General features: G+C 64.4%; 14 protein-coding genes. 7 read left to right on the top strand and 7 right to left on the bottom strand.

All coding sequences use genetic code 11. The features are described from left to right. Positions 1–125: 125 nt before the first annotated feature. A complete protein-coding gene (locus GYB81_RS11070; RefSeq protein WP_178101906.1) occupies positions 126–2,489 on the bottom strand; it encodes a DNA polymerase II in 2,364 nt (787 codons plus the stop codon). Positions 2,490–2,698: 209 nt separating this feature from the next. Between GYB81_RS11070 and GYB81_RS11065 the strand changes: the two genes are divergently transcribed. The 3 genes from GYB81_RS11065 to GYB81_RS11055 are packed head-to-tail and all read left to right on the top strand — an operon-like array spanning position 2,699 to position 4,386. Then, positions 2,699–3,127 carry a group II truncated hemoglobin gene (locus tag GYB81_RS11065; protein WP_178101904.1) on the top strand — a complete coding sequence of 143 codons (429 nt, stop codon included), beginning with the start codon at positions 2,699–2,701 and terminating at the stop codon, positions 3,125–3,127. 1 nt (position 3,128) lies between these two features. Continuing rightward, positions 3,129–3,467, top strand: a complete 339-nt coding sequence (locus GYB81_RS11060; protein ID WP_161867504.1) for an FKBP-type peptidyl-prolyl cis-trans isomerase — start codon at positions 3,129–3,131, stop codon at positions 3,465–3,467. Next, positions 3,460–4,386: a class I SAM-dependent methyltransferase gene (locus GYB81_RS11055; RefSeq protein WP_161867503.1), complete on the top strand. Its 927-nt coding sequence runs from the start codon at positions 3,460–3,462 to the stop codon at positions 4,384–4,386. The genes GYB81_RS11060 and GYB81_RS11055 overlap by 8 nt, the downstream gene beginning before the upstream one ends. Positions 4,387–4,511: 125 nt before the next feature. Here the strand turns inward: GYB81_RS11055 and norR are convergent, their stop codons facing one another. After that, positions 4,512–6,062, bottom strand: a complete 1,551-nt coding sequence (norR, locus tag GYB81_RS11050) for a nitric oxide reductase transcriptional regulator NorR (protein WP_161867502.1) — start codon at positions 6,060–6,062, stop codon at positions 4,512–4,514. Positions 6,063–6,254: 192 nt separating this feature from the next. Here norR and hmpA point away from each other — a divergent pair, with 192 nt between their 5' ends. From hmpA to GYB81_RS11035, 3 genes are read left to right on the top strand one after another with little or no spacing between them, the layout of a single operon-like run. Further along, a complete protein-coding gene (gene hmpA / locus GYB81_RS11045) occupies positions 6,255–7,436 on the top strand; it encodes an NO-inducible flavohemoprotein (protein ID WP_161867501.1) in 1,182 nt (393 codons plus the stop codon). A 20-nt stretch (positions 7,437–7,456) separates the two neighbouring features. Beyond that, complete coding sequence (locus GYB81_RS11040) at positions 7,457–7,708, top strand: transmembrane sensor/regulator PpyR (protein ID WP_161867500.1); 252 nt, start codon at positions 7,457–7,459, stop codon at positions 7,706–7,708. Then, complete coding sequence (locus GYB81_RS11035; protein ID WP_161867499.1) at positions 7,695–8,870, top strand: NnrS family protein; 1,176 nt, start codon at positions 7,695–7,697, stop codon at positions 8,868–8,870. Before GYB81_RS11040 ends, GYB81_RS11035 begins: the two co-directional genes overlap by 14 nt. Before the next feature lie 72 nt (positions 8,871–8,942). Here GYB81_RS11035 and rimI read toward each other — a convergent pair whose 3' ends face one another. Together rimI and GYB81_RS11025 are read right to left on the bottom strand one after the other, a co-directional pair. After that, the gene (gene rimI / locus GYB81_RS11030; protein ID WP_161867498.1) at positions 8,943–9,395 is read right to left on the bottom strand and encodes a ribosomal protein S18-alanine N-acetyltransferase; all 453 of its coding nucleotides are present in this window, start codon (positions 9,393–9,395) and stop codon (positions 8,943–8,945) included. A gap of 31 nt (positions 9,396–9,426) precedes the next feature. Next, positions 9,427–10,230, bottom strand: a complete 804-nt coding sequence (locus GYB81_RS11025) for an energy transducer TonB (protein WP_161867497.1) — start codon at positions 10,228–10,230, stop codon at positions 9,427–9,429. Between the two features lie 295 nt (positions 10,231–10,525). Here GYB81_RS11025 and GYB81_RS11020 point away from each other — a divergent pair, with 295 nt between their 5' ends. Beyond that, complete coding sequence (locus GYB81_RS11020; RefSeq protein WP_161867496.1) at positions 10,526–12,151, top strand: methyl-accepting chemotaxis protein; 1,626 nt, start codon at positions 10,526–10,528, stop codon at positions 12,149–12,151. Between the two features lie 61 nt (positions 12,152–12,212). On the opposite strand, the gene GYB81_RS11015 is transcribed toward GYB81_RS11020, so the two are convergent. The 3 genes from GYB81_RS11015 to GYB81_RS11005 form a co-directional block, all read right to left on the bottom strand. Continuing rightward, positions 12,213–13,457 (bottom strand): saccharopine dehydrogenase family protein, encoded by a 1,245-nt coding sequence (locus GYB81_RS11015; RefSeq protein ID WP_161867495.1) that lies wholly within the window; start codon positions 13,455–13,457, stop codon positions 12,213–12,215. 134 nt (positions 13,458–13,591) lie between these two features. Next, positions 13,592–14,689 carry a carboxynorspermidine decarboxylase gene (locus GYB81_RS11010; RefSeq protein WP_161867494.1) on the bottom strand — a complete coding sequence of 366 codons (1,098 nt, stop codon included), beginning with the start codon at positions 14,687–14,689 and terminating at the stop codon, positions 13,592–13,594. A gap of 215 nt (positions 14,690–14,904) precedes the next feature. Next, positions 14,905–17,232 carry a DUF6160 family protein gene (locus GYB81_RS11005; protein WP_161867493.1) on the bottom strand — a complete coding sequence of 776 codons (2,328 nt, stop codon included), beginning with the start codon at positions 17,230–17,232 and terminating at the stop codon, positions 14,905–14,907. Between the last annotated feature and the right edge of the window lie 7 nt (positions 17,233–17,239).

Below are 17,239 nucleotides of genomic sequence, written 5' to 3'. Positions count from 1 at the left end.
CATCACGGGCGCAAATATATTCAGGCCCTGAACGCCGCTCAACGGGGCGAATTTTGCAAAGTATTTCAAAGCAATTAGCCCGTTTCTCGCGCGGAAGTTCTACCCAGAGCGGCCGCCAACGGATTTCAGAACAGTCCGAGCTGCCCATCCACCAGCCGTTCGAACTCGCCGCCGACGAACGGCAGGATGGCGTCGGCCACCGGTTTCAGCTGGCGGCTGATGTAGTGCTCGTAGTCCACCGGCGACAGCAGGCGCTCCAGCGGTTGCGGCCCGCCGGTGGTGATCAGGTAGCTGATCCAGCCGCCGCGCTGGTACTGCAACGGCCGACCCAGCCGCTGGTTGTGCTCGTCGGCCAGGCGCGCGGCGCGCACATGCGGCGGCACGTTGCGCTGGTAGTCATCGAGGCGCCGGCGCAAACGCTTGCGATAGATCAGCAACTCGTCCAGCTCGCCAGCCAGAGTGCGTTTCACGTAGTCGCGCACGTAGTCCTCGTAGGGCTGGCCGTCGAACACCAGGCGATAGAGCTCCTGCTGGAAGCGCTGGGCCAGCGGCGACCAGTCGGTGCGCACTGTCTCCAGCCCCTTGAACACCATGCGTTCGCTGCCGCAGGCCTCGCGCACCAGGCCGGCGTAGCGCTTCTTGCTGCCCTCCTCGGTGCCGCGAATGGTAGGCATGAGAAAGCGCCGGTAGTGGGTCTCGAACTGCAGTTCCAGGGCGCTGGTCAGGCCGTATTCCTGCTGCAGATGCTCGCGCCACCAGGCGTTGACACGCGCTACCAGCGCGCGGCCGATGCGCGCTGCCTCCTCCTCGTCGTGGGCGCCACCGAGCCAGACGAAGGTGGAGTCGGTGTCGCCGTAGATTACCGCATGGCCCTCGGCCTCGATCAGCTCGCGGGTGCGCTTCATGATCTGATGCCCGCGCAAGGTGATGGACGACGCCAGACGCGGGTCGAAGAAGCGACAGCCGCTGGAGCCGAGCACACCGTAGAAGGCGTTCATGATGATCTTCAACGCCTGCGACAGCGCCTTGTTGCCGTCGCGCTTGGCCGCCTCACGCCCCTGCCAGACGCGCTCGACGATGGCCGGCAGGCAATGCCGGGTACGCGAGAAGCGCGCGCCGCGAAAGCCTTCCACCGAATGTTCGTCATCCGGCTGGTGCAGGCCTTCGACCAGCCCCAGCGGGTCGATCAAGAAGCTGCGGATGATCGACGGATACAGGCTCTTGTAGTCCAGCACCAGCACCGAGTCGTACAGGCCGGGGCGCGAATCCATGACGAAGCCGCCAGGGCTGTTCTCGCCGCGAATGTCGCCGAGGTTCGGCGCGACGAAACCCAGGCGGTGCATGGGCGGCAGGTACAGGTGGGTGAAGGCCGCCACCGAACCGCCGCTGCGGTCGGCCGCCAGGCCGGTGACGCTGGAGCGCTCCAGCAGGAAGGCGAGCAGATCGGTGTGGGCGAAGATGCGCGTGACCAGCTCGCAGTCCTTGAGGTTGTAGCGGGCCAGCGCCGGCTTGTCCTCGTCGAACATGCGCTGGATCTCGTCCATCCGCGCATAGGGCGTGTCGATCGCCTTGCCCTCGCCGAGCAGGGTCTGCGCCACCGATTCCAGGCTGAACGAAGGAAAGCTCCAGGTGGCCGAGCGCAGCGCCTCGATGCCATCGATGATCAGCCGCCCGGCCGCCTCGGCGAAGTAGTGCTGGCCGCTGTTGTGCTGGCGCCAGCCCATCACGTCGCCGCCACGCCCCAGCAGCAGCGGCACCTTGAGTTGCTCGGCGTGATCGCGCAGCACGCGCAGGTCGAACTGCACCAGGTTCCAGCCGATGATGGCATCTGGATCATGCCGCTGCAGCCAGTCATTCAGGCGCTCGAGCAGCGCCTTGCGGCTGTCGCAGTACTCCAGGTCGAAGTCGACGATACTGGCGTCGCCATTGGCCGGGCCGAGCATGTACACCTGGCGCTGGCCACAGCCTTCCAGGGCGATGGAATAGAGCTCACCGCGGGCGCTGGTCTCGATATCCAGCGAAGCGAGACGCAGCGCCGGGCGGTAATCGGCAGCGGGTTTGAGCGACTTGCAGAGCAGGCTGCCATCTTCCTGAACGGCACCCTCGAAGCTGACGGATGCGGTGATAAAGCGCTCCATCAGGTAGCGATCCGGCGGACGGATATCGGCCTCATAAACGTCGACACCGACCTGGCGCAGCTTCTTCTCCAACTGCAGCAACTGGCGGTACTGGCGGCAATACAGCCCCAGCACCGGGCGGCGCTTGAAATCGCGCAAGGCCAGCTCGCGCAGCTCGACGCCCTTTTCATTGCGCAACAACGGCTCGGCCCAGGCGCGCTGCTCGGCGGGGATGAACGCCACCGTCTCCTGGCACGGCAGGCGTATCTGGCGCGGGCCGGCATCGGTCGCCAGCCAGAAGGCCACTTCGGTGCCCTCCGGCGTATCGCGCCAATGGCGGCTGAGCACGAAGCCTTGCTGGGGTTGCGTCATCATCTTTTCAGGCAAGCACGATCTGCCCCCTCTCCCGCTTGCGGGAGAGGCTGGGGAGAGGGTGTAAGCATTCCCCTCTCCCCCGGCCCCTCTCCCATGAATGGGAGAGGGGAGAAAACAGCCTCTGCAGTTGCCCATTACCTCAAACCAAACTGGCCGAGCATTCTACGCCAGCGGTTACAATGGCGCCTTTTCCGCGGAACAACGCGATGAGCGACACACCTCCCTACGGCACCGGCGATGCTTCCTACCAGGCCGCTGGCGGTATCGACGGCCTGCGCCGCCTGGTCGACGACTTCTACCGCCTGATGGACGAACGCCCCGAAGCCGCCGCCCTGCGCGCCTTGCACCCGACCTCCTTAAGCGCCTCGCGCGACAAGCTGGCGTGCTTCCTGAGCGGCTGGCTGGGCGGGCCGCGGCTGTTCGCCGAGAAATACGGCAGCATCAGCATTCCGGCCTTCCATGCCCAGTGGCCGATCGATCAGGCGCTGGCGGAAAGCTGGCTGAGCTGCATGACCGGCGCCATCGCTCTACAGAACTATGCACCGGCGTTCGCCGACTACCTGCTGACCCAGCTGCGCGTCCCCGCCGAACGCTCGGTGCAGGCCAGCCAAAACCGTCATCGCAAGGAAACCTGACATGACTGATCAACTGATCATCGAAGACCTAGAGCCCGGCGACGGCAAGGCCGTGGTCAAGGGCGCCCTGATCACCACCCAATATCGCGGCTGGCTGGCCGATGGCAGCGAGTTCGACTCGTCCTTCTCGCGCGGCAAACCGTTCCAGTGCGTGATCGGTACTGGCCGCGTGATCAAGGGCTGGGATCAGGGCCTGATGGGCATGCAGGTGGGCGGCAAGCGCAAACTGCAGGTGCCGGCCCATCTGGGTTATGGCGAGCGCAGCGTCGGTTCGATTCCACCCAACTCCGATCTGACCTTCGAGATCGAGCTGCTGGAAGTGCTGACCCGCGATGACTGATGCCGCCCTCGCCACCCTGCGTGAGCACCTGCTGCAGGCGCTGGACAACCACCCCGGCAGCGAGACCCGCCGCCTGTTCCATGGCCGTGGCCGCTGCTGGCCGGGGCTGGAACAGATTACCGTCGACTGGCTGTCCGGCATCGTTCTGGTGATGCTGTTCCGCGAGCCATCGCCAGCGCTGCGACCGCTGCTGATCGAGTTGCTGGCAACACCGCAGTGGCAGGCCAGCGGCGCGCGCGGCCTGTTGCTGCAGCACCGCTATGTACAGGGCAGCGAGAGCGAATGGCTGGCCGGCGAGCCACAGGCGCAATGGCCGATCATCGAGGACGGCCTGCACTACCTGCTGGATCTGGGCAGCAAGCAGAACAGCGGGCTGTTCCTCGACATGCGCCTGGGTCGCCAGTGGGTGCGCGAGCAGGCCGCCGGCAAGCGCGTGCTCAACCTGTTCGCCTACACCTGCGGCTTCTCCGTGGCGGCCATTGCCGGCGGTGCCGAGCGGGTGGTCAACCTGGACATGGCGCGCGCGGCGCTGTCACGCGGTCGCGACAACCATCGCCTGAACGGGCATGACCTCTCCCGAGTGGAGTTTCTTGGTCATGAACTGTTCAAGTCCTGGGGCAAGGTGCGCAAGAGCGGCCCCTACGACCTGGTGATCATCGACCCACCGAGCTTTCAGAAAGGCAGCTTCGCCCTCACCCAGGACTACGCCAAGATTCTCCGGCGCCTGCCGGAACTGCTCAGCGAGCACGGTATGGTGCTGGCCTGCGTCAACGATCCGGATATCGGCCCGGACTTCCTTATCGAAGGGATGGCGGCCGAAGCGCCACAACTGCGCTTCGTGCAGCGCCTGGACAACCCACCGGAGTTTCCCGATATCTCCCCCGAGAGCGGCCTGAAGGCGCTGGTGTTCCAACTGTAGCCTGGATGAAATCCGGGAAATGCTGGCCCCGATTGCATCCGGGCTACGGGCAGATGCCGATGATGTGGGAGGGGCTTTAGCCGCGACATGAACAGTTCTCGGCTAAAGCCCCTCCCACAATCCGGCTAGCGAATACCCAGGCGCCTGGCCAGGCGGCTGAGGTTGGCGCGGTCCACGCCCAACTCACGCGCCGCGTCGGCCCATTTGCCCTGGTGGCGCGCCAGGCACTGTTCGATCAACCTGCGCTGGAAGGCGTCCACCGCCGTGCGCAGCTCCACACCCGTCGGCATAGCCTCACCGGGCGCCAGCACTTCGTCGATCAGGGGCGGCGCCTCGGCCGTCGGCAAGTCCAGGTCCTGCACGTCCAGGCTGAGAATGCGCGGGCGCTCGCCGTGGCGCGCCAACGCCTTGATCGCCGCGCGGCCGACCAGATGCTCCAGCTCGCGCACGTTGCCCGGCCAGTCGTGGCCCAGCAGCGCCTTCTGCGCCTCCGCGCTCAGGCGCAGGCTGCGCAGCCCGAGCCGGGCACGGTTCTCCTCGAGGAAGTAGCCGGCCAGCAACAGCACATCGCGGCCGCGCTCGCGCAGCGGCGGCACCGGCAACGGATAGACGCTCAGGCGGTGATAGAGATCGGCGCGAAAGCGTCCGGCACGCACTTCAGCCGCCAGGTCGCGGTTGGTGGCGGCGATCACCCGTACATCGACACGGTGCTCGCGATCCGAACCGACCCGCTGCAACTGGCCGCTCTGCAGCACGCGCAGCAGCTTGGCCTGGATCGCCAGCGGCAGTTCGCCCACCTCGTCGAGAAACAGGCTGCCGCCATCGGCCAGCTCGAACTTGCCGCTGCGCTCGCTCATCGCCCCGGAGAAGGCGCCGCGCACGTGGCCGAACAGTTCGCTCTCCACCAGCGCATCGGGCAGCGCCGCGCAGTTGATACTGACCAGAGGCCGCTGGGCGCGTGGCGAGGCGGCGTGGATGGCTTCGGCCACCAACTCCTTGCCGACCCCGGTTTCGCCGGTGATCAGCACGGTCAGCGGGCTGTCGCCGACCAGGCGAATTTCATCCTGCAGCTTGCGCAGCGCCGTGCTCTGCCCCACCAGCTCGCGCGGTTGCTGGCGCGCCTGCTTGTACAACTCGGTGAGCTGGCGCTCGGCCTCGACCCGCTGCGCCAGACCGCTGATGCGCTGACTGACCTTGACCGTGGCCGCCGCCAGGCTGGCGAACGCATCGAGACTGTCCAGATCGAGCCGGCCGAAACTGGCCGGGTCCAGCGAATCCAGGGTCAACAGGCCCCATAGCTGCTCATCCAGATAGAGCGGGCAACCCAGGCAATCGTGCACTTCCAGATGCCCATGCAGGCCGTCTACCAGCCCGTCATAAGGATCAGGCAGGCCGCAGTCGGCGGCGAAGCGAGTCGGCCCGGCATGCTCCAGCAACGCGGCCAGGCGCGGATGCTCGCTGACGCGGAAGCGCCGCCCCAGGGTGTCGGGGCTCAGGCCCTCCACCGCCAGCGGCACCAGCACCTCACCATCGAGTCGCAGCAGCGCCACGGCATCGCAAGGAAACAGCTGGCGCAAGGCGGCGAGCAGCCGGCGGTAACGCTCGCCATCATCCAGCTCGCGTGACAGATCGGCCACCAGGGGAATCAGGGTTTCCAGCAGAGGGTTAGCGGTCATTCAGACTACTCTTCGTCATTATGACCCACACGCAAAGCGAGTCATTAATACTACAAAACAAGCAATCCATTGATATTTAAGGATTATTTAACTGGCACGCTTTCTGATAGGTATCTACCGCTAACGCTAGCACGCCATAACTGGCCAGACGAGCCACACCGGCGTCTTTATTTGTCTTGCGGAGATACCCTTATGCTGACCAATGCTCAACGTGACCTGATCAAAGCCACCGTGCCGCTGCTGGAAAGCGGCGGCGAAGCGCTGACGACCCATTTCTACCGGATGATGCTCAGCGAGTATCCCGAAGTACGCCCGCTGTTCAACCAGGCGCACCAGGCCAGCGGCGACCAGCCGCGCGCACTGGCCAATGGCGTGCTGATGTACGCCCGCCATATCGACCGCCTCGAAGCCCTCGGGCCGCTGGTGCGCCAGGTGGTGAACAAGCACGTCGCTCTGCAGATCCTTCCCGAGCACTATCCCATCGTCGGCAGCTGCCTGCTGCGCGCGATCCGCGAGGTGCTGGGCGCCGAGATCGCCACTGACGCGGTGATCGATGCCTGGGCCGTGGCCTACCAGCAACTGGCCGATATCTTCATCGGTGCCGAGGAGCAGCTCTACCAGGAAAACGCCACGGCGCCTGGCGGCTGGCGCGGTGCGCGCGCCTTCCGCGTAGCCCGTAAGGTGGCCGAGAGCGCAGAGATCACTTCCTTCCATCTGGTACCGGTCGATGGCGGCGCCCTGCTCGATTACCAGCCCGGCCAGTACATCGGCATGCGCCTGCTGCTGGACGGCGAAGAAGTGCGCCGCAACTACTCGCTGTCGGCGCTGGCCGATGGCCGCGAGTACCGTATCAGCGTCAAGCGCGAAGCAGGCGGCCGCGTCTCCAACCACCTGCACGACAATGTCCACGAAGGCGATGTGCTGGACCTGTTCCCACCAGCAGGCGACTTCACCCTGAGCCCATCGGACAAGCCGCTGGCGCTGATCACTGCAGGTGTAGGCATCACTCCGGCGCTGGCCATGCTGGATGCCGCGCGGCACTCGGGCCGCCCGATTCATTTCATCCACTGTGCACGCAACGCCGATGTCCACGCTTTCCGTGACTGGGTCGACGCGCATGCAGCCGAACACCCGCAGATCAGTCACTACGTTTGCTACAGCGAACCACGCGAGGGCGATCTGGCGGATGCCACCGGCTACCTCAGCCAGGAATTGCTGGAGCAGTGGCTGCCGGCCGAACGTGATCTGGACGCCTACTTCCTCGGCCCGAAACCCTTCATGGCCCAGGTCAAGCGTCACCTGCAGGCACTGGGCGTACCGGCCGAGCAAAGCCGCTACGAATTCTTCGGCCCGGCCTCGGCTCTGGACAGCTGATCAACATGAGGAGGTGAACCATGTATCCGCTCAATCTCCCACCCATGCAGATCCTGCATCTGTCCAGCCAGCTGCTCTGGGCCGGACTCGTCCTCCTGTTCCTGGGCGTGCTGGCGGCCTACGGCCTGGAGAGGCACCTGAACGTACCGACGTTGGTGCTGGCACACAGCCTGACACTGATCGGTCCCAGCGTGCTGAAGATCGGCTACGTGCTGCGCCTGATCGCGCAGGAACGCCTGAAAGAGAGAGCAAGCGCTCATGCAATTGCTTGATCGCAAGCGGGCTCTGGCCATCGCGCCCTTGTGGCGCCTGGGCTTTCGCCCGTTCTTTGTCGCTGGCGCTCTGTTCGCCCTGCTCGCTGTCGCCCTCTGGGCGGCGGCGCTGCACGGACTGATAAGCCCTGCGGTGTCCGGCGGCATGCTGGCCTGGCATCGTCATGAAATGCCCTTCGGTTTCGGCCTGGCGATCATTGCCGGCTTCCTGCTCACTGCGGTGCAGACCTGGACGGGTCGTCCGGGGCTCAGCGGCCGCCCGCTGATCGTGCTGTTCGGGCTGTGGTTGGCGGCCCGTCTGGTCTGGCTCATCCCTGTGCCGCTGGCAGTGCTGATCGTGCTGCAACTGGCCTTCAACGGCCTGTTCATCGCGCAGATGGCGCGCCAACTGGTCGCGGCACGGCAACGCAACAACTATCCCATCTTGCTGGTATTGGGCCTGCTCGCGCTGTGCCAGTCACTCACCCTGGCCGGCCTGGCGCTGGGCGACGACGACCTGCAACGCCGTGGCGTACTGGCCGCGCTATGGTTGATCGGCGTGATGCTGAGCCTGATCGGCGGTCGGGTGATTCCCTTCTTCACCCAGCGCGGCCTGGCGCGGGTCGAGGCCTTCGCTGCCCATCCCTGGCTGGATCGCTTGCTGCTGGCCTGCGGCGTGCTGGTCGCCGCACTGTTCGCCAGTGGGCACAACCTACAAAACAACCCATGGCTGGCCGTGCCCTTCATCGTACTGAGCGTGCTGCACGGCCTGCGCCTGTGGCGCTGGCACCTGCGCGGCATCTGGCGCGTGCCGCTGCTGTGGTCGCTGCACCTGGCCTACGCCTGGCTGTTGCTCGCCACGCTCGGCATGGCCGCCTGGCACCTGGGTTGGCTGGCGCAACCCAGCCTGGCCAGCCACGCGCTGGCGGTGGGTGCGATGGGCGGGCTGATCCTGGCGATGATGGCGCGAGTCAGCCTCGGTCATACCGGCCGCGCATTGCAACCGCCGAAGGCAATGGCCTGGGCCTTCGGTCTGCTCAATCTGGGCGCGCTGATTCGGGTCACGGCTGGTGGCGGCTGGCTATGGCTGGCGGCGATCTGCTGGACCGTGGCCTTCGCCCTGTTCGCCTGGTATTACGCGCCAATGCTGTGTCGGGCGCGAGTGGATGGGCATCCGGGATGAAACGCCTGGTACAACCAAACAGCCAGACCGTAGCCCGGATGCAATCCGGGTAACGCTTTCAAGGTAATGACATCAATCGACCAGCGTGCAGGCCATCACCAACGCATCTTCACGCCCGCCGACTGCCGGGTAGTAATCGCGACGGCGCCCCACTTCGTTGAAGCCAAAACGCTCGTACAAGCGGTAGGCGCTCTGGTTGCTGGCGCGCACTTCGAGGAAACACTCGCGCCCGCCCAGTTCAAAGGCCTCTTTCATCAGGTGTTCGAGCAGGCGCAAGCCAAGGCCACGGCCCTGGCTTTCCGGCTTGATGGTGATATTGAGCAGGTGCGCTTCGTCGAGAATCAGGTTGATCACACCGTGACCGACCTGCTGATTGCCCTCGAACATCAGCCAGCAGTTATAGGACTTGAGGCTGTCGCTGAAGATGCCGCGCGTCCAGGGGTGGCTAAAGGCGGCGTATTCGATCTTCAGCACGGCATCGAGATCCGCCTCGGTCATCGGGCGGAAGGAAATCGCATCGCTCATCGGGCGTCACTCGGGCGCAAAAACAGGGCTCTCAAGAATGTGTAGGCGCCAGCCAGCGCTGGCGCACGCGCTGCATGGCCTGCCACAGCTCACGCTTGCGCGTCGGCTCTTCCATCAGCAGCTCCAGGCCCGGCAAGGCCCAGCAGGCGCCAAGGCCTTCGATCTGCAGCTCGCGGTTATAGCTTTGCTCGTCACCCTCGCCGGCGAAGCGAATGGCCGGCAAGCCAACCAGCCAGAGGCAGGCGCTGGGCTGCTCCTCCAGACGTGCAGCCACGAAGCTCTGCACGAATTCCAGCGCCGCCTCCGGCCCCTGATCCATGTTGCCGCGCACCAGCAGCGGCCAACGCACCGGCTCGCCGAGCAGTTGCGGGCTGTCCGGCAGACCGGCGGCGCGCAGCAGATCCTTGAGCAGGATGTAGGCCGGATCGCGACTCTGGAACGGCTGGCCGGTGGGCAGTTCCACCAGCAGGGCACAAGCGCCGGCACGCAGCAACTGCAGGGCGAAGCGCGGCGGCGGCACACTGACCCGGGCCGGTTTTTCCTCGACAGGTTCCGCCTCGGCCACCGGCTCGACAGCCGCCTGGCGCGGCTGGGCGCCCGGGCGTGGAATTTCGATCTTCGGCCGCTCGGTCGGCGCCTGCGCCGGTTCTTCACGGGCTGCCGGCGCAGCGGAGGCAGCCTGCTGCGGCGGAACCTCGACAGGCGCCACTTCAGGCTGCGGCAGCTCGAGCAATTCTGGGCGCGACGGCGCAGCGAACGGCAGCTCGGCACGCGGCAGCCAGGTCGCAACCTGCATGGCATCCAGATAGGCGCGGCGGCGCAGCTCTGTATTCAAACGTCAGTACTCGACACATCGATTTTCGAGGGCGGCAATTGTCGCGTGAATCGGCGTGGTCGGATAGCCCCATCGGCGCGGCTGTTCGACCTTGCTCAGCGCGCACCAAATCAGCTGCAAATCCAGCCGCGCGTCGCTCGGGCTAGACGGCAGTTGCTGGCGCTCAAAATCAATGCCGCCGCCCTGCGCTTTGAGTGGTCAGTCATCACACAACCGTGTAACTATTCTTTGCATGGTCGCATGACCAGCCAAACACCACCGACAACACCGACATCTGCCCGCCTACGAGGCTTACATGCTGCTACGCAACTGGAACATCGCGCCCCGCGCTGCCTTTGGCTTTGCCCTGATCGCTTTGATGGTCGCCTTTCTCGGCATCTTCTCGCTCGTCACCATGTCCAACATCCGCGAGCGTGCCACCAACATCGAAACGGACTGGGTGCCGAGCATCCGCGCCGTAGATTCCATTCGCGAGAACATGCTGCGCATCCGCACCATTTCCCTGCGTGTAGCGTTGGACCCCGATCCTGCCAACGTCAGCACCTATGTGGGCCAGTACGAGGCGCGCAACAAGGTGCTGGAGCAGAACATCCGCGACTACGAGCCCTTCGTCGACACGCCCGAAGAACAGCGCATCTACGACCAGTTCCGCCGCGACTTCGCTGCTTACCAGCGCGGTATGGCCGACTCCTTCGTACTTGCCCGCAAGGGTGAGCGCGACGCACTTTACAAGCTACTGCTGGTGGACATGAAGCCGGTGGTCGACGGCACCGGCGCTCAGCTCGCCGAACTTGGCGAGATATACAGCAAGGGCATCGCCCTGGAGGGCCAGGTCTCGGCGGATGAGTACGCGCGATCGCGGTTGATCGTGATCGCCGTGATCGTCCTCGCCGCCCTGGTCACCGTGCTGCTGGCCTGGCTGCTGACGCGCAGCATCGTCGGACCGCTGAGGAGTGCAGTCGAGGCCGCCCAGCATGTTGCCGAGGGCGATCTGACGAAGCGCATCCAGGTCGCCGGTAGCGACGAGGTCAGCCAGCTGCAGACCTCGCTGGCGCGGATGCAGCAGCGCCTGCGCGACACTTTGGCCGAAATCAGCGGTTCCTCGACTCAACTGGCCGCAGCCGCCGAGGAGCTCAATGCGGTGACCGAAGAGGCCGGCCGCGGTATTCAGCGGCAGAATGACGAGATCGAGCAGGCCGCCACCGCGGTCAACGAAATGAGCGCGGCAGTGGACGAGGTAGCGCGCAACGCCGTCTCCACCTCCGAGGCTTCGAAACACTCCAACCAGTCCGCGCAGGCCGGACAGGCTCGTGTTTCAGAAACCATCGCTGCGATCAGCGACCTGTCCGGCGAGGTGGAAGGCACTTCGTCACTGGTACAGCGCGTCGCCGAGCAATCACAGGAGATCGGCAAGGTGCTCGACGTGATCCGCGCCATCGCCGAACAGACCAACCTACTGGCGCTCAACGCCGCCATCGAGGCCGCACGCGCCGGGGAATCCGGTCGCGGCTTCGCCGTGGTGGCCGACGAGGTACGTGCTCTCGCCCACCGCACGCAGAACTCCACCCAGGAAATCGAGCAGATGGTTTCCAGCATGCGCAACGGCGCCAGCCAGGCTCTGACCTCAATGCAGTCGAGCAGCGAGCGGGCGCGCACGACCCGCGAACTGGCGCAGAGCGCAGGCAACGCGCTGAATGAAATCACCGAGGGCATCAGCGAGATGTACGAGCGCAACCTGGTGATCGCCAGTGCCGCCGAACAGCAGGCCCAGGTGGCTCGCGAGGTGGACCGCAACCTGGTGAACATCCGCGACCTGTCGCTGCAGTCCGCCACCGGCGCGCACCAGACCAGTGCCTCGAGTCATGAGCTGTCGCGCCTGGCGGCCGATCTCAACCAACTGGTGAGCCGCTTCCGGGTCTGAGCCAAAGGCAGGCAAAGAAAAAGGATCGCCGAGGCGATCCTTTTTCATGCTGCGGGCACTATCAGGCAGGCTGATCCCAAGGGCGGTCGCCGTGCTCATCCTTGATGCGCGTCGGCAGGCCCATCGCGTCCAGCAGCTTGAGGAAGGGCTCGGCCGGCAGCTCCTCGACGTTGACCATGCGCTTGGCATCCCACTCGCCACGCGCGACCAGCAGCGCGGCGGCGACCGGCGGTACGCCGGCGGTGTAGGAGATACCCTGGCTGTCGGTCTCGGCGAAGGCTTCTTCGTGGTCGGCCACGTTGTAGATGAACAGCTCGCGCGGCTGGCCGTCCTTGGTGCCCTTGACCAGGTCGCCGATGCAGGTCTTGCCGGTATAGCCCGGCGCCAGCGAGGATGGATCCGGCAGCACGGCCTTGACCACCTTGAGCGGCACCACTTCGAGGCCTTCGGCAGTCTTGACCGGTTGCTCGGAGAGCAGGCCGAGGTTCTTCAGCACGGTGAACACGTTGATGTAGTGGTCGCCGAAGCTCATCCAGAAGCGGACGTTCGGTACGTCGAGGTGCTTGGACAGCGAGTGCACCTCGTCATGGCCGGTCAGGTACAGGTTCTGCACGCCAACCACCGGCAGATCGTCGGTGCGTTTGACTTCGAACATGCTGTTGCTGGTCCACTGGCTGTTCTGCCAGCTGTAGACCGTGCCGGTGAATTCGCGGAAATTGATTTCCGGGTCGAAATTGGTGGCGAAGTACTTGCCGTGCGAACCGGCGTTGACGTCGAGGATGTCGATCGACTCGATCTTGTCGAAGTACTGTTGTTGCGCCAGAGCGGCATAGGAGTTGACCACGCCCGGGTCGAAGCCGACGCCGAGAATGGCGGTCACGCCCTTTTCCTGGCATTCGGCCAGGTGCTTCCACTCGTAGTTGCCGTACCACGGCGGGGTTTCACAGATCTTGCTCGGGTCTTCGTGGATCGCGGTGTCCAGATAAGCCACACCGGTATCGATACAGGCGCGCAGCACGGACATGTTGAGGAAGGCGGAGCCCACATTGATGACGATCTGCGACTCGGTTTCACGAATCAGCGCCTTGGTCGCTTCCACGTCCAGGGCGTTCAGTGCATAGGCCTTGATCTCGCCGGGCTGCTTCAGGCTGCCCTTGGCCTGTACGCTGTCGATGATGGCCTGGCATTTGGAGATGTTGCGCGACGCAATCGCAATACGACCGAGTTCGTCGTTGTGTTGCGCGCACTTATGGGCCACCACCTTGGCAACACCTCCTGCACCAATGATCAGGACATTCTTCTTCAATTGTTCCACCTCCTGGATACCGCGTTTTTAGACAATGGTTGCGTTGGAAACTCTAGGGTGGATGACGCCTTTCTCATCCACCAGCGCTTGGCAAATGGTGGAGGGATGAACGCCGTCCACCTTACATGAGCCTGTCAGCTGAGGCTGGACAGGTAGTCGTCGAACTCGAACTGGCGAACCACCTCGACACTGCCGTCGAGCTGCTTGACCACGATGGACGGCATTTTCAGGCCATTGAACCAGTTCTTCTTGACCATGGTGTAACCAGCTGCGTCGATGAACGACAGGCGATCACCGATCTTGAGCGGCTTGTCGAACTGGTACTCGCCGAAGATATCCCCGGCCAGGCAGCTCTTGCCGCAGACCATGTAGGTGTGCTCGCCGTCATTCGGCGCCATCTTGGCGTTGAGGCGGTAGATCAAGAGATCGAGCATGTGCGCTTCGATGGAGCTGTCGACCACCGCCAGGTTCTTGCCGTTGTACAGGGTGTCGAGCACGGTCACTTCCAGCGAGGCGCTGAGGGTGATCGCCGCTTCGCCCGGCTCCAGATACACCTGCACGCCGTATTTTTCCGAGAAGGCTTTCAGGCGCGCGCAGAAGGCATCGATCGGATAGCCCTCGCCGGTGAAGTGGATGCCGCCGCCGAGGCTGACCCACTCGACCTGGGCGATCAGGTGGCCGAAGCGCTCCTCGATGGTGGTCAGCATCTTGTCGAACAGCTCGAAGCTGCCGTTCTCGCAGTTGTTGTGGAACATGAAGCCGGAAATCTGCCCCATGACCTGCTCGATCTTGGCCGGGTCCCATTCACCCAGGCGGCTGAACGGACGCGCCGGGTCGGCCAACAGGTAGTCGGAGCTGCTCACCTGCGGGTTGACGCGCAGGCCGCGGATGGTGCCCTGGGTACGCTCGGCGAAGCGTTCGAGCTGGCCGATGGAGTTGAAGATGATCTTATCGCAGTTGGCGACCATCTCTTCGATCTCGTCGTCGGCCCAGGCCACGCTGTAGGCGTGAGTTTCGCCCGCGAACTTCTGTCGGCCGAGCTTCAACTCATAGAGGGACGATGAGGTCGTGCCATCCATGTATTGCTGCATCAGGTCGAACACCGACCAGGTGGCGAAGCATTTCAGCGCCAGCAGCGCCTTGGCACCGGAGTTCTCGCGCACGTAGGCGATCTTCTCCAGGTTGACCAGAAGCTTCTGTTTGTCGATGAGGTAGTACGGCGTCTGGATCATCTCGTCGCCCCAGCAAGGTCGGCCAATGGAGGGTTTTCAGCCCCCCGGAAAAAAGTGGACGCGAATTGTGCCGATAACCGGCGCATATCGAAAGGGCATTGGAGATTTTTTGTACAACCGGTGATGACCGGAGATTGGCCCGCCTACACGCAGACCTTAAGACAGGGCGGTTACATCGGTATGACCGAGGCAGCTGCGCCCTTCCCCAAGGTACCTCAGTTGATCGGCGTGGCGGTCAGGTTGGCGCGGATATCGGCATTCTGCAGCTTCATGCCGTACATGGAGGTAACCGCCCCGCCCGTGGGGTGCACGTTCTGGATGCGGTCGATGTTGATTTCCTTGAAGTGCACCCGGCCGTTCACGGCGAACCCGAGCGGGTCGGGCGAGACGGGCGGGCAACCGCTGGCGCCCTTGTCGCAGACCCTGGTCGGCGCCACGTCCAGGTTGAGATCGACGCGCACGCCGTAGGTGTTGGCATTGGCATCGCCCGGGTTGCCATCGGAGGTATGGAAGTTGTCGACCACCAGCTGCGCACCGGTGCCGTTGACGCCACCGACACGGTCCGTCTCGATGATCAGTTGGTTGCGCTTCTCGCTGGTCGATACGCTGCTGGCCGGGTTGCCCGAGGTATCGCGCACGAAGACGTTCTTCAGCCCTGCCGTCAGCCCTTCGTTGCCACGATCCTCCCAGCGCCCGCCACTGGCCGTGCAGGCCGATGCGCTGGCGCCACTGCCACCGACGCACAACACCCCTGCACCACCGGAGCTGAGACTGAGCGTGGAGCCCTGCTCGTAACGACGCAGCACGATACGGCCGAGGCTCTGCCCCGTGCTGCGGTCGCCCCAACGCACATCGTGCACATCCAGGGTCGACCAGTAGGTGCCCTTGCTCAGCTGCACGCCATTTTGCGTCACGTCCAGCGAGCCATCGCGAAAGTGCATGTCGTAGCGGGTGCCGGCCAGCCACAGACCCCTGCCGGTTTCGTCGACCGTGATCGCGGCATTGGCGTCGGAGACGATGAAGTCGGCGTTGTAGCGCACGCCATCGCCACTGGCGCCACCGGGGCGCAGGGTCAGTTGGCCATTGAGGGTGAAATCGTAGGCCGGGAAGATTTCCAGCAACACCAGCAACTCGGTACCGCCCTGCAGTGGTGCATCGGCGCGCCCGACGCGCAGGCCGTCGAAGCTGTAGCTGCCCTTGACGTTGTTCAGGCCCAGGCGCAGGCCATCGAAATGACCGTCGTAGCCGCCACTCCCGGGCTGGGTGTTGGCGCTGCCGGCGTAACAGCCGGCGCTGATACCACCTGCGCAGCTCTTGGTCAGATCGACCGTCAGTTGGCCGCTACCGTGGGTGCGCAGGCCGCTGAACCACATGCTGTTGCCATTATCGGTGAGCGACAGCGAACTGCTGACCATGTTCCATGACAGGTCTGCAGTGATGCCCTTGAGTCCGGAATTGGGATCGCCGCCCGGACGCAGCTTGAACCAGTTCTGCCGGGAACCCTGGTCCTGGAAGTTGAGGTCCAGCGCCAGGCTGCCGATCTTCTGATTGTTGGGGTTGCCGATGATCAGCCCGCCGAGGCTGGCGTTGAGTTTCAGATCCTGAAAGGCCAGCTGGGCGTAGCGCCCGCTGCCGTCCTCGCCCAGATCGAGGGTGATGCCGTTCTGGCTGCTGAGCACGCCGGCGAAGTTCTCGGCGCGCAACACGCCATCATCCTTGTACTGGAACAGGCTGTTGGCGATGGTGATCTGCGGGATCAAGCGCAGCCCCTCGCCACTGGCACCGCCACCGGCGATGCGGATGCTGCCGCCGAGACGCAGATCCATGTCCAGCTGGCCGAAACTGCGCGCGTGATCGGGATGCCGCGTATCCGGCGCGCCGGGCGTTACCGCGACACCGGGTACCGGATCGCCGTGCGCCAGGTCCAGCCCGATACCGCCGACATGCGCGACGAAACGCGTATCGCCGAGGTCGAGACGCACCGCCGAACCATCGCCGCCGCTGACGATATCCAGATAGGCATTGTTCAGGTAGGCATCGAAAGAGGCGTTGCGCACGATCAGGTCGAAGCCGTTGTCGCGGTAATAGAAGGTCACCGCATCCAGGCTCAGGCGGCTACCGTCGACGCTGAAACCGGCCACGCCGCTGGCACCGCCCCCGCTGAGTTTGAGGCTGGCGCCGAGGGTATAGAAGGCACGGAAGGCGCCGAAGCTCTTGTCATTGCCAGCGAAACCGATGTTGTTCACTGCCAGCTCATTCGGGCGGCCCTGGTGCTCCACATGCAGGCGATCATCGATAACGTCGATCTTCGTGGTAGACACACTGCCGGCCTGCTGCGGCCGGTTGGAAATACCCTCGACGCGCAGGCTCCGGCCGTCCTCACGATATTCGAGGCTTTCGGCCGACCAACCGCCACCGGAGGTTTCGATGCTGATACCACCGCGGCCACTGACGCTGGCCAGACCATCATCGTCCAACGCCTGCATGGCCCACACCGGTGAACTGCCAAGTGCAAGCGCCGCAAGCCATCCGTAACGGTGCATGATCCGC

It is taken from the genome of Pseudomonas yangonensis (assembly GCF_009932725.1).
Lineage (GTDB): Bacteria > Pseudomonadota > Gammaproteobacteria > Pseudomonadales > Pseudomonadaceae > Aquipseudomonas > Aquipseudomonas yangonensis.
The sequence above is the reverse complement of the archived record's forward strand: the minus strand, read 5'-3'. Positions and strand labels throughout refer to the sequence as shown.

Coding starts and splice junctions, on each gene's coding strand:
- GYB81_RS11065 (WP_178101904.1), top strand. CDS start 2,699: ATGAGCGACACACCTCCCTACGGCACCGGCGATGCTTCCTACCAGGCC.
- GYB81_RS11060 (WP_161867504.1), top strand. CDS start 3,129: ATGACTGATCAACTGATCATCGAAGACCTAGAGCCCGGCGACGGCAAG.
- GYB81_RS11070 (WP_178101906.1), bottom strand. CDS start 2,489: ATGACGCAACCCCAGCAAGGCTTCGTGCTCAGCCGCCATTGGCGCGAT.
- rimI (WP_161867498.1), bottom strand. CDS start 9,395: ATGAGCGATGCGATTTCCTTCCGCCCGATGACCGAGGCGGATCTCGAT.
- GYB81_RS11040 (WP_161867500.1), top strand. CDS start 7,457: ATGTATCCGCTCAATCTCCCACCCATGCAGATCCTGCATCTGTCCAGC.
- GYB81_RS11020 (WP_161867496.1), top strand. CDS start 10,526: ATGCTGCTACGCAACTGGAACATCGCGCCCCGCGCTGCCTTTGGCTTT.
- GYB81_RS11055 (WP_161867503.1), top strand. CDS start 3,460: ATGACTGATGCCGCCCTCGCCACCCTGCGTGAGCACCTGCTGCAGGCG.
- GYB81_RS11005 (WP_161867493.1), bottom strand. CDS start 17,232: ATGCACCGTTACGGATGGCTTGCGGCGCTTGCACTTGGCAGTTCACCG.
- norR (WP_161867502.1), bottom strand. CDS start 6,062: ATGACCGCTAACCCTCTGCTGGAAACCCTGATTCCCCTGGTGGCCGAT.
- GYB81_RS11010 (WP_161867494.1), bottom strand. CDS start 14,689: ATGATCCAGACGCCGTACTACCTCATCGACAAACAGAAGCTTCTGGTC.
- hmpA (WP_161867501.1), top strand. CDS start 6,255: ATGCTGACCAATGCTCAACGTGACCTGATCAAAGCCACCGTGCCGCTG.
- GYB81_RS11035 (WP_161867499.1), top strand. CDS start 7,695: ATGCAATTGCTTGATCGCAAGCGGGCTCTGGCCATCGCGCCCTTGTGG.